This is a genomic window from Corallococcus exercitus (genome assembly GCF_003611585.1).
Lineage (GTDB): Bacteria > Myxococcota > Myxococcia > Myxococcales > Myxococcaceae > Corallococcus > Corallococcus exercitus.
The window spans coordinates 1-11,994 of sequence record NZ_RAVW01000308.1; the positions used below are offsets into that span (position 1 = coordinate 1).

Annotated in this window: 11 protein-coding genes; 5 read left to right on the plus strand and 6 right to left on the minus strand. The window is 72.0% G+C overall.

Going from position 1 to position 11,994, the window contains the following annotated elements:
- The coding region (locus D7W79_RS46490) for a hypothetical protein (RefSeq protein WP_244222040.1) at positions 1–191 on the minus strand (191 nt) is incomplete at its 3' end.
- A gap of 145 nt (positions 192–336) precedes the next feature.
- Here D7W79_RS46490 and D7W79_RS29775 point away from each other — a divergent pair.
- Positions 337–915, plus strand: coding sequence for a hypothetical protein (locus tag D7W79_RS29775; protein ID WP_120528763.1), 579 nt, complete (start codon positions 337–339; stop codon positions 913–915).
- 161 nt (positions 916–1,076) lie between these two features.
- Positions 1,077–1,919 (plus strand): hypothetical protein, encoded by an 843-nt coding sequence (locus tag D7W79_RS29780; protein WP_120528764.1) that lies wholly within the window; start codon positions 1,077–1,079, stop codon positions 1,917–1,919.
- Between the two features lie 76 nt (positions 1,920–1,995).
- Here the strand turns inward: D7W79_RS29780 and D7W79_RS29785 are convergent, their stop codons facing one another.
- The 3 genes from D7W79_RS29785 to D7W79_RS29795 all read right to left on the minus strand — a co-directional run bounded on the left by D7W79_RS29785 (position 1,996) and on the right by D7W79_RS29795 (position 3,888).
- Positions 1,996–2,685, minus strand: a complete 690-nt coding sequence (locus tag D7W79_RS29785; RefSeq protein WP_120528765.1) for a nucleotidyltransferase family protein — start codon at positions 2,683–2,685, stop codon at positions 1,996–1,998.
- A 228-nt stretch (positions 2,686–2,913) separates the two neighbouring features.
- Complete coding sequence (locus D7W79_RS29790) at positions 2,914–3,222, minus strand: CBS domain-containing protein (protein WP_014393223.1); 309 nt, start codon at positions 3,220–3,222, stop codon at positions 2,914–2,916.
- Between the two features lie 129 nt (positions 3,223–3,351).
- Positions 3,352–3,888 (minus strand): hypothetical protein, encoded by a 537-nt coding sequence (locus tag D7W79_RS29795; RefSeq protein WP_171436301.1) that lies wholly within the window; start codon positions 3,886–3,888, stop codon positions 3,352–3,354.
- 201 nt (positions 3,889–4,089) lie between these two features.
- On the opposite strand from D7W79_RS29795, the gene D7W79_RS29800 reads away from it, so the two are divergent.
- From D7W79_RS29800 to D7W79_RS29810, 3 genes are all read left to right on the plus strand, one after another.
- A complete protein-coding gene (locus D7W79_RS29800; protein ID WP_120528767.1) occupies positions 4,090–7,026 on the plus strand; it encodes a hypothetical protein in 2,937 nt (978 codons plus the stop codon).
- A gap of 31 nt (positions 7,027–7,057) precedes the next feature.
- The gene (locus tag D7W79_RS29805; RefSeq protein ID WP_120528768.1) at positions 7,058–8,248 is read left to right on the plus strand and encodes an OmpP1/FadL family transporter; all 1,191 of its coding nucleotides are present in this window, start codon (positions 7,058–7,060) and stop codon (positions 8,246–8,248) included.
- Between the two features lie 86 nt (positions 8,249–8,334).
- The gene (locus D7W79_RS29810) at positions 8,335–9,627 is read left to right on the plus strand and encodes a YecA family protein (protein ID WP_120528769.1); all 1,293 of its coding nucleotides are present in this window, start codon (positions 8,335–8,337) and stop codon (positions 9,625–9,627) included.
- Positions 9,628–9,643: 16 nt separating this feature from the next.
- Here D7W79_RS29810 and D7W79_RS29815 read toward each other — a convergent pair whose 3' ends face one another.
- Together D7W79_RS29815 and D7W79_RS29820 are read right to left on the minus strand one after the other, a co-directional pair.
- The gene (locus D7W79_RS29815) at positions 9,644–10,813 is read right to left on the minus strand and encodes a cyclic nucleotide-binding domain-containing protein (protein WP_120528770.1); all 1,170 of its coding nucleotides are present in this window, start codon (positions 10,811–10,813) and stop codon (positions 9,644–9,646) included.
- A 121-nt stretch (positions 10,814–10,934) separates the two neighbouring features.
- Positions 10,935–11,994 (minus strand): cyclic nucleotide-binding domain-containing protein (locus tag D7W79_RS29820; protein ID WP_147442122.1); only part of this gene is annotated, 1,060 nt, incomplete at its 5' end.

An 11,994-nucleotide genomic window follows, 5' to 3' on the forward strand; every position in this document is an offset into this window, starting at 1 on the left:
TTCGTCGGCAGCGTCAGATGTGTATAAGAGCCAGGCCCCGCGCTGTGCGCCACGTTCGCCGCCGGCCTCCTCCTGGCCGCGCCCGCCGCGGAGGCCCGCTTCGGCAAGAAGTCGTCGGACACCTCCGACAGCAACAAGGACGACGACAAGGGCTCCAAGGTCCACGCCGCGACGCCCATCCGCTCCAGCACCCGGGACGAGGCCCCCTCCTATTCGCCGCCCTCGAGCGACGACGACGACTGCTGCGCCACCGCGCCCGCGTACAGCCGGTCTTCGTACTCCGCGGAGTCCTACGGCGAGGCCCTCCTGGCGGCCTCGGAGCTGCTGGCCATCGCCGTGGACTCCTCCGAAGGCGCGCGGCCCGTGGACATGGCCGTCCGCCAGCGGGCCCCGTCACCGCCGCTCGACGTGCGCATGGGCCTCAACGTCGGCGCCATGGGCGGCGGCACCGCCGGAGACGTCTTCCTGGGCATCGAGGGCGAAGCGCTGGGCTTCGCCGTGCAGGGCACGCAGCTGACGCTGCCCACCGACGACGGCACGAGCGGCACGGATGAGCTCCGCCTGGCGACCGTGCACCTCACCTGGGCCGCCGTGTCCACCGACCGCGTGCGCTGGCGCGTGGAAGGCGGCGTCTCCACCGCGGTGGCGCCGGACATCACCTTCGTGGGCCCCAGCCTCGCCACGTCCCTGGAGGCCTGTGTGGTGGGCCCGCTGGACGTGGAGGCGCGCGTGCAGGGCACCGCCGGCACCTACCGGCAGCTGGACGCGAGCGCGGGCCTGGCGGTGCACCTGGGTGCCCTCAACCTGCGCGGCGGGGTGCGCGGGCTCATCCTGGACGACGCGGGCCTGGTGGACGGCGTCCAGCACGTGGACCGCTTCGTGGGCCCCTACGCGGGCGCCGGCTTCGTCTTCTAGGACGCCCGGGTGTCCGGGGGTGCACATGCCCCCTTCCGGACACCGTCCCCCACCCCGGGGGCGCTGGTCTCCCACGGGGTGCTGGGGGTTGAATATTCCGGGCGAGCAGGCGTCCAGATGCCGCGGCCCATCCCGTGGGCCCGTGAAGAGGAGGGGTCGCCGTGGGCTTCTGGAAGACGCTGTGTGCCGCGCTGGCTGTCGCTGTCCTGCTGGGGTCCGCGCCCGCGGAGGCCCGCTTCGGCAAGCGCTCCAGGCCGGGCACCTCCGACTCAAAGGACTCCGACGACCGGGACGACGGCAAGCAGGCGCACCGCGCCACCCCGGTGGGCCGCCTCGCCTCGGACGCGCCGGTGCGCTCCAGCGTGCGCGCCTCCGGCGTCGGCGTGGGCTGGTTCGACGTCCTCTTCATCAGCGGCCCGGCCAGCTACCACCGCCGCGCGCGCGAGGTGGCCCCCCGGGGCGCCCGCGCGCCCAGGCCCGCGCCGCTCGTGCACCTGAACGTGCAGGGCGACAGCTTCGGCGACACCGGCGGCGCGCTAGACCTCTTCATGGCCCTGGACGGCCAGCGCTGGGGCATGGACGCGCGCGTGAGCGGCATCGCGCTGAGCGCGGATGACGGCTCGGATGACACGGACCGGCTGACGCTGCTGGACGCGCACCTGACCCTCTCGCCGTGGTCCACCGAGCGCGGCCGCTTCCGCCTGGAGGCCGGCATCGCCAGCGCGCACGCCCCGGACGCCATCTTCGTGGGCCCCAGCTTCGCCGCGTCGCTGGAGGCGTGCATCGGCCCGTCGCCCTTCGACATCGAGGCGCGCATCCAGGCGGTGCCCTTCCCGCACCGCCAGGTGGACATGCAGGCCGGGCTCGCGGTGCACCTGGGCGCCCTCAACCTGCGCGGCGGCTGGCGCACCCTGTACCTCAGCGACGCCGGCCAGCTGGACGACGGCGTGGTGCACGCGGACCTGTTCTCCGGTCCCTACCTGGGCCTGGGCCTGTCGTTCTGAAGGCCGGAAGGCTGAAGTAAAAACTCCCGGGGTCCCTGCGCTCCGTGCGGCCCCGGGAGGCTCTTCGCGCGCCGCGCTATTCCTCCGACGACGCCGCGTAGGACGTCGGGGTGGTGTCCGCCCCGGCGCCGTTGGACGCGCCCGCGCGCTTCATGCGCCGCTTGGGCGGCGGAGCCAGCTTGACCTCCGTGCTGAAGACGCGCCCGTAGATCTCCGGCGTGTTGATGTTCACGATGACGCCGGGGTCCTTCACGTTCAGGCGACGCGGGTTCAGCGCCTTGAGCGCTGCCTCCAGGTCCTCGCCCTCCGCCTCGAACAGCTTGCGCGCCGCGCCCCGGGACAGCACCACCGGCCAGCCCGTGGCGTTGTCGTACTCCGGCCGGATGGCCATGACGCCCTCGGTGCCGCCGCGCTCCATGTCCTTGAGCATGGACTTCACGGTGGTGACCCGCAGCGCCGGCATGTCCACCGGGTGCAGGAGCACCACGTCCGCGTCCTCGGCCATGGCCGCCTCCAGCCCGGCCTTCACCGACGCCAGCAGGCTCTTCTCCCAGTCCCTGCTCGTCACCAGCTCCAGGCTCGGGTGCTGCTCCCGCACCATCGCCTCATCGCTGCCCACCACGCCCAGCACCCCGCACCCCGCCTTCCCGAAGGTGGACGCCAGCGACTGAAGGAAGCTCTTGCCTCCCTCGTGCTCGATGAGCGCCTTGGGGTGGGACATCCGCCGGGCCTTGCCCGCCGCCAGGATGATCGCCACTGCCTTCATGACCCGCCTCCTCGCCCTCGACGAAAAGCCGGGGGCACCGCCAACAGGCTGTTGACCTCCTTCCGGGATTGCAGCCCGCCCGCCAGTACGAGTCGTCAGACAGCCGCCAGTCACACGAGGAGGTGTTGGCTGTCGGCCCATTCGGCAAGGGCCGGTGTCCACCAGCGGTCAGGCGGGCCGCCCCCAGGGCTTCCCCTCCCCCGCGACGGATGGCCCCGCGAAAGCCCTTCAGTGCAGCCAGCCGCTGGAGGCCGCCAGCCGCAGCGGGGCGGCCGTCTCCACGGTCGTTTCTTCCGGCGCGGCCAGCGCCTTGACGGTCAGAATTTCAGCCAGCCGGGCCAGCGGACGGCGGCGGGCCACGCGGTGCAGCTCGTCCTCCGTCACCTCGCCCAGCAGGTCGCCTCCACGCCCCTCCACCACGGGCAGCACGTGCACGCCGTGGCGGTACATCTGCTGGAGCGCTCCCAGGACGGTGTCCTCGGGGAACAGGGTGATGGCGCGGGAGACGAGGTTCTGGAACTCAGGGCTGCGGCACATCGACACGTGAGGCCTCCGGTGCTCGGCGTTCGGGCGCCGTGTGCCGGAAGGCCTTAGCAATCCGCTTGCCGACGTCCGCGAAGCGCTTCGGGAGCCCCCGGATCGCTTCGCGGATCCGCCTGCCCGCCCCTACTTCTTCGGCGCGGGCTTCACCGACTCCACCATCTTGCGGAAGCCCTTCTCCGCGCCGTTCACCGTCTTCTCCGGCCCGGTGAGCTTGTAGAAGAGGGCGCCCTCCGGCCCCTCCACGATGGCGCCGCGCAGCTTGAAGTTCGGCTTGGGCGTGGACGGTCCCATCATCGGGCCGCCGCCCGCGTACGTGCCCTTCACCTCCACCGTGGTGACGGGCAGCCCGTTCACCTTCTCCTGCTTCGTCTTCGCGTCCTTGTCCTCCAGGGGCTTGCCGTCGGGCTTCTGGAACTGCGCCACCCAGCGCTTCACGTTCGCGTCCACCGCGCCGCCCTGCCCCTGCCCGAAGTAGAAGACAGCCAGTTCCGCGTCTTCCGCGTCTCCCTTCGCCGCGGGCACCTTGTACGTCGCCGCGCGCATCGGCCGCGTGGGCTGGGCGGCCCACTCCGGAGGCGCACTCCACGTCAGGCCTCCGGCCTCCTCCGCGCTCGCGCTCATCGCCACGGTCATCGCCAACACAGTCAGCAGTCGTTTCATGGGGCGGCAGCGTAGCCCTGTTCCTCCGCGCGTCACGCGCCTCTCCCGCACGCCCCGCGCGAGACGTCCACCCGCGTGCACGCGGCGCCACCCCAGAGCTGACTCGGCGCGTCAATCCCTCTCACTTTGTGACCGGGAGAGGGCGTGCTACTCACTGCATTGTTTCCAGCAGTTCACCTTGGGCTGGAGGGGATTCCCACCATGAAGAAATCGCTGTTCCTCGGGGCCATGGCCCTGGGAGCCGTTGCCTGCACGCCGGAGATTGCGCAGGACGCTCCGAATACGAACGTCGGCCTCGCGGAGTTCGATCCCACGGGTTCTCCCGCCGTCGTTCCCTCTCCCAACGACCTGGCCATCAACAGGGCCACGGGCCTGGTGAACGCGCCCATCAACCCGGCGGCGTCCGCGGCGGAGCAGGAGTTCACGCGCGACTACTTGAACTCGCTGAACGGCTTCCCGACGTCCGCCATCGCGTCCACCAAGGTGCAGGACCTGGACGCGTTCACGGTGAACGCGAAGACGGTCATCTTCATCGACCTGTACGCGGGCACGCCGCTGGCGAAGAAGCCGGTGACGCCGACCATCGCGTACAACGAGGACACGGACCTCATCAACCTCATCCCCCCGGTGGATCCGAACACCGGCCTGCCGGCGTGGCCGAAGGGCGGCCGCTACGCGGTGGCGCTCATCGGCGGTGAGAACGGCCTGAAGACCACCTCCGGCCACCCCATCATCGGGTCCGCGACGTGGGCCTTCGCCAGCTCCGAGAAGCCGCTGGTCACCTGCGAGGACCTGACCTCGCCGGACTGCGCCCCGGCCACGGAGATCATCCCCTCCACGGAGACGGATCCGGCCAAGCGCCTGGCGGCCCAGACCAAGAGCGCCATCCAGCTGGAGCAGCTGCGCCGCGGCTACGCGCCCCTCATCGAGGGCCTGGTCGCCAAGGGCTTCAAGCGTGAGGACGTGGTCCTGCTGTGGACCTTCTCGGTCATCGACCAGCCGGAGGCCACCATCAACCTGGCGGCCAACGCGCGCGTCCCCACCATCATCCCCTTCCCCAACGACCTGCTGCGCGTGCCGGCCACGGCCACCACGCCGGCGCACCTGAACTTCCCCGTCCCGACGACGCCGGGCCTGCAGCAGGACCTGTTCACGGGCCTCAACACCCTGGACGGCTTCTCCACCACGGGCGCCATCGTCACGGAGAACGGCGATGCGCAGGGCGTGCTGGACGGCACCATGTTCCGCGAGGCGGCGGACGGCCCGCCCCCCAAGGTGGATCCGGCGTCGCTGGCCGCGGGCGTGAAGTTCTTCAAGCTGTCCAACCTGGACAAGGGCACCAAGCCGGACGTGGCGCCCTGCCTGGTGAACAAGACCGGTGACTGCGGCACCAGCGTGGGCACGGCGGGCATCGTCGACGTCCCCCAGCAGCTGCAGATCGTCCCGAAGGCGCCGCTGGATGGCGCCACCCAGTACGGCGCGGCGCTGACCACGGACCTGAAGGACATGAATGGCCGCAGGGTCGCCCCGGCCACGGCGTTCGCGCTGATGCGCCTGGCGAACCCCGTGTTCGCCAACGGCAAGAGCACCATCTCCTCCGTGCCGGACTCGCTGGCGCAGGCGCTGGAGCCGGTGCGCGCGGCCTACAAGCCGTACTTCGACGCGCTGGACAAGGCGGGCCTGCCGCGCTCCAAGATCGCCCTGGGCTGGTCGTTCACCACCCAGAGCACCACGTCCATCCTGCAGCAGCTGTACGCGCTGCCCGGCGCGTTCGGGACGCCCGCGTCGCCCAACTACATCCTGCCCACCACCACGCAGGTGAAGGGCGCGATGACCGGCGCAGGGCTGCCCAGCGACAACATCGGCGCGGTCTACGAGGTGCAGGCCAACACGCCGTGGCTGCTCACGGGCCCCTTCGGCACGCTGAACCCGGCCGAGCCGCGCCCCACGCGCTACCCGTTCATGCTGTTCGTGCCGGCTGGCGAGGCGCCCGCCACGGGCTGGCCGGTGCTGGTGTTCGGCCACGGCCTGACGAGCAACCGCACCGCGGTGCTCGGCGTGGCCAACAAGATGACCGGCGCGGGCTACGCGGTGGTCGCGATGGACGCCGTCTACCACGGTGAGCGCACCAGCTGCGTGGGCTCCGCCGCGGTGCTCCCCACGCCGAACCCGGTGGGCGACGACGCCGCGTGCGCCGACCCCCAGACCCAGCGCTGCGAGAACAACCCCGCCAGCCTGTCCTACGGCCGCTGCGTGTCGCGCACGCCGACGACCGCCGCGGACTGCAGCGCCGCGACGCTCCCGCCGGGCGTGCCGGCCGACGTGTACTGCTCCAACGTCGTCTCCCCGTCGCAGGGCCGCTGCGTGGCCGCCACCAACCGCTGCGAGGGCGGTGACTTCCTGCGCAACAGCCAGGGCATCCCGTCCATCTCCGGCTGGAACTTCCTGAACCTGGGCAACCTGTTCACCACCCGCGACAACTTCCGCCACCACGTGGTGGACTTCAGCCAGCTGCTGCGCGTGCTCAACAGCCAGGAGCTGACCGCGGGCCTGAAGCTCAACGCCACCCAGGTGGACTACCTGGGCCAGAGCCTCGGCGGCATCATGGGCACCATGTCCACCGCGGTGTCCCCGCGCGTGCACCGCTCGGTGCTCAACGTGGCCGGTGGCAACCTGGCCGGCGTGCTGCTGACCGCCCCGGCCTTCGCGGCGCAGCGCACCGCGTTCCTGGGCTCGCTCGCCCAGGCGGGCGTCAACCCGGGCAGCCCGGCGTTCGACACGTTCATCAGCCTGGCCAACACCATCCTGGACCCGGCGGATGCGCGCAACTACGCGTACCTGCTGGACAACAACGCGGTGGCCGGCACGGACCCGGCGGTGCACCGCACGTTCATCCAGTACATCGAGGGCGACCAGGTCATCCCGAACGCGAACACGCAGGCGCTGATCAACGCGGCCAACCGCACGGACGCTCCGCGCACGGTGGCCACGTACATGTTCCCGGAGAGCGCCATCGGCGCCATCCCGGCGTCCGGGCGTCACGCGTTCCTCAACAATCCCGCCATCCCGGAGGCCGTGCGCAACGCGGCCCAGGACCAGATCATCGGCTTCCTGGCGACCGGCACCGTGGCGCAGTAACGGCAACCACTGAGAGAGGAATCAAACACCCATGAAAAAGACACTCTCCCTCGTGGCAATCCTGGCGGCCGGTACGAGCCAGGCCGCGGGCTTCCAGATCGACACCCAGGGCGCGCGCGCCACCGGCGCGGGCGGCGCGGCCACGGCATGGCTGGAGGACTCGTCCTCCATCTATTACAACGTGGCCAACATGGTCGGCGTGAAGACGCTGGACATCACGCTGGGCGACACGGGCATCCTCCCCGCCATCACGTTCCAGCGGCCGGGCCAGGAGGCGGAAGGGCAGCGCACCACGCTGTCGCCGCCCCCGCACCTGTTCGTCGTCTACAAGCCGTTCGAGAAGGCGGCGTTCGGCGTGGGCGTGTACACGCCCTTCGGCGCGCGCAGCCGCTGGGAAGAGGGCTTCAGCGGCCGCTTCCGCGGCTACGAGTCCTCGCTGGCGACGTACTACATCAACCCGTCGTTCGCGTATGAGCTGCACCCGCGCTTCCGCTTCGGCGCGGGTCTGGACATCGCGCGGGCCACCATCGAGCTGACGCGCGGCCTGGACTTCGTGAACAGCGAGGGCTCCATCCACCTGGGCGGCGCGGACTGGGGCTCCGGCTTCAACGTGGGCGTGCAGGCCAAGGTGCTGGACAACCTGGACATGGGCCTGCACTACCGCAGCGCCGTGGACATCCAGTTCAAGGGCAAGGCGGACTTCCAGAACATCCCGGCGGAGTTCCAGAGCCGGCTGACGGACCAGAGCGCCAGCGCGGACGTCACCCTGCCGTCCACCGTGACGGCGGGCCTGGCGTACCGGCCCCTGAACAACCTGCTGCTGGCGTTCGACGCGAGCTGGGTGGACTGGTCCTCGTTCGCGGAGCTGGCCATCCGCTTCGAGAACCCGGCCATCGACAACCCGCTGCCCAAGCGCTGGCACGCGAAGTGGAAGTACTCGCTGGGCGCGGAGTACGGCGTGACGGAGGCCCTGCAGGTTCGCGCGGGCTTCGTGTACGACCCGTCCCCCAGCCCCAACAGCACGCTGACGCCGGACCTGCCGGACGCCAACCGCATCAAGGTGACGGCGGGCGTGGGCTACCAGCTCAAGCCGTTCCGCGCGGACCTGGGCTACCAGTTCGTCGCGCTGTCGGACAAGGAGAGCTCCGCGCCGGGCATCCCCGGCACGTACGCCGGCTCCGCGCACGTGTTCGGCCTGACGCTGGGCTTCACCCCCCAGTAACCCGCTGAACGCATCCTGAAGCACCGGGGCGCCCGGCTCCTTCCGTTCGTGGAAGGGCCGGGCGCTTTCGCTTACGGTGCCGGGCCGTGAGCCCTTCCAAGCCCGGCCGCAACGACCCGTGCCCCTGTGGCAGCGGGAAGAAGTACAAGGCCTGTCATGCCGCCGAGGACCGCGCGAAAGCCGCGCCGCCTCCCACCGCCCCCGCCCACCCGCTGAAGCAGGACCTGGAAGGCGCCATGGCGCTGCTGGGTGACGCGGACGTGTCCCGCCTGTCGCAGGCGCTGGAGCAGCTGGGCGTGCTGCTGGCGAGCGCGGGCCCCCAGCCGGGGCTGAGGTACGACGACAAGGCCTTCAGCGACCACGTGGGCCAGGCGCTCGCGAAGCTGGCGGCGCAGGAGGGCCTGGACGCGATGGAGGCCCGCAACAGCTTGCGCCTGGGCGTGGTGCGCGAGCTGGGCACGCGGAGCTTCCAGGAAAAATTAGGAGCCGGGCTGCTCACGCAGGCGGCACGCAGCGGGCGCACGCCAGAGGAGCGGCGGGCGCTGTGCGTGGGCGCGCTGCTGGCCACGGCGGCGAAGAAGACGGGCAAGGTGCGGCCGGAGGACAACCCGGTGCTGGACGTCGTCTTCGACGTGCAGTTCCGCGAGTGGAGCCAGAAGCACGCGGAGGTGGTGCGCAAGTACGAGTCCCTGGTCGCGGGCATGGAGGAGCAAGAGGCCCTCACGCCCGAGGCCTCGGAGGCGCTGCGCCAGGCGGAGGCGGGCGAGCTGGACGCGCTGGTGAAGCACGTGCAGGCGGACCCCGCGCTGGTGGAGCGCATCTCGCGCGAGGCGAAGGAGCGCGCGCAGCGGGTGGAGGCGAAGCTGCGCGACCCCGCCACGCCGTCCGTCTTCTCCCCGGAGGAGGAGCTGTGGCTCACCTGCGTGCTGTGGGAGCCCCTGCGCGCGATGAAGTCCCAGCCCAAGGACCCGGAAGGCCGGCGGCAGGTCATCGCCGGGCTCTTGCGCGCGGTGAAGGGCGCAGTGGATCCGGAGTTCCTCGAAGGGATGCTGGAGCGGATGCGCGCGGGGGCCAAGGACCCGGCGGCGGACGAGCCCACGCGCGAGTGGCTCACCGACGCGGCCATCGCCTTCGAGGCGGAGCCCGCGCGGCTGGTGCTGGCGGCGCTGCTCACCGCCCGGCAGGAGGCCCGGGGACGCAGCGCGGAGGAGATGGTGGCGCTCGCGGACCTGAAGGCCCTGCCCGCGTGGACGCCGGAGCAGCTGGAGCCCTACCGGCAGCTGCTGGAGAAGGAGGGCCGCGCGGCCGGCGCCTGGCGGATCCGCCGCGCGCAGGAGTGGCTGCACGAGCACCCCGTGCAGCTGGACGCGGAGGCCTGAGGCGCTCCCCCAGGCTTCAGACGAAGAGCGCCTTCGCGGTCTGCTGGAGGCGCTCCGTGCCCATGCGCATGAGCTGGCCCTTGAGGCCGGGCTGGCTCACGACGTGCCGCTCGAAGGCGGCGCGCTCCAGGCGCAGCACCACGCACGGCGTCTTCGTGCGCACCGTCGCGGACACGGGCTTGTCCAGCAGCAGGGAGATTTCACCGAACACGTCGCCTTCGCGCAGGTCCGGCAGCAACACGATGCGGCCCGGCTGCTCCAGCGACAGCTGCACCTGGCCGCGCAGGAGCAGGTAGAAGGCGTCCCCCGGCTGCCCCTGGGTGAGGAGCACCTGGCCCGCGGGGATGACGCGCAGGTCGAACTCGCGCGACATGGCCTGCTTCAGCGCGGGCGGCAGGTTGGTGAACAGGGGGCTGGTGCGCAGCAGGTTGTCCACCAGCCGGCGCTGGTAGTAGGCCTGCACCGCCGCCTCCACCTCCGGGTGCGCCGCGCTGACGCGGGCGAGGGACTGGCGCTTGAACTCCAGCAGCACGGAGCGCTCGCGCACCTCCACGCTGGCCAGCCTGGGCCCCTCCGACACCAGCGCCACCTCGCCGAAGAAGTCCCCCGGCCCCAGCGTGGCCACGACCTGGCGCGCGTTGCCCTCCACCCGGCGCGCCACCTCCGCGCTGCCCTCCACCAGCGCGAACATGGAGTCGCCCGGCTGCCCCTCCTCCACCACGCGCTGGCCCGGCCAGAAGGCGCGGACCTCCAGCGCGTCCACCAGCGCCACGAAGGCCTCGCGCCCCACGCCGGAGAGGACGGGCACGCCCGCGTCCTTGCCGTCGGGGACCCAGGCGAAGGTCGGCGCCAGCGCGCCGGGCGGCAGGGCGAAGCGCTCCGCCAGCGTCCGCACCGTCTGGGGCCTCAAGCCCCTCAGGCCCCGCGACAGCACCGTGGCGGCCACCGCGCGCAGCAGGCTCCCCGCGCGGGTCCAGGCGAGCGCCGCGTCGTCGTAGGCGCGGGCGGCCTCGGGGGTGCGCTCCAGCCACTCGAGCAGCTCCGCGACGCGCTGGTGGACCTCCGCGTCCTCCGGCTCCGCGCGCAGGGCGTCCTGGTAGCCGGCCAGCGCCGCTTCCAGCTTCCCCCCGGCGGCGAGCGTCGCCGCCTGGGCCTTCAACGACCGCGCGTGTGGGGAGTCCGCCATGCGGGCCTCTGTAACCCAGCCGCGTGGCGCACGCATCCGTTCGGAGGGCCCGGCGGGGTTTCACCGAACACCCCCCGCCGGGGTGTCCGGGTTCACACCCGGCGGCGGTGCCGCCCTCCTGTCAGCTGCTCAAATCCCGCACGCGCTCCGCCAGGCTCTGCGTGAAGAGGCGGTAGATGCGCAGGGCCGCGGCCTCGTGCGTCTCCAGGAAGTATTGGAAGTCCGTCCGCGTGACGCGCAGGGCCCGCACCACCGTGTGCGCGCGCACGTGCGCGGACACCGGGCCGTCCAGGATGAGGGAGATTTCCCCCAGGAACGCGCCCGGCCCCAGCATGTTGAGCTGGCGCGCGTCCGGGCCCGGGCCGGTGGACACGCTCACCATGCCCTCCAGCAGCACCACCAGCCCCATCCCCTTGGCGCCCTTCTCCAGCACCGTCGTCCCCGCCGGCAGCAGCATGGGCCGGGCCAGGCGGTAGAGGTCGCGCATGTCTTCCAAAGACAGACCATCGAAGATGGGAATGGCTTTCAGATAGCCATAGCCATCCACCACCGGCGGCGCCTTCTCCGCCGCGACCGCGCCCTCGGGCGCCGACGCCAGCCCCAGCTGCTGGAGCAGCCGCGCCTGCTCCGCCTGGAGCAGCAGCAGCCCCGAGCCCGTCGCGTGCTTGATGCCGTCCGCCAGGAGCACCAGCGCGCGCCACGTCGCGCCCTCCGCGTCCAGCAGCTCGCACATGCGCAGCACCGCCTCCGGCCGCTGCGCGTCGTCCGCGGGCACCGCGCGCAGCATCTCCAGCTCCGCGTGGGCGTTGCCCAGCACCCGGAACACCTGCGCGGCCTCCATGGGCCGGTGCATGCGGCCCAGCAGGTGCGCCAGCGACTCGCGCGCGCCCAGCGCCTGGTACAGCGCCAGCGCCTGCTCCAGCGAACCGGCCCGCTCGAAGGCCGCCGCGGCGCGGGCCTGCTCTCCCACCCTCAGCCACGCCTCCGCCGCCAGGAGCGGCGCTCCCGCCTGTTCGTACAGCGGCGCCGCGCCCGCGTCGTCTCCGTCCGCCTCCAGCAGCCGCGCCGCGCCCGCGAAGTCGCGCGCCTGCCGCAGCACCTCCACCAGCCGGGTGCGCGTGTCCGCGGGCACCGCCAGCGCCTCCTCCAGGACCCGCTCGCGATGCCCCGCCCCCATCGCC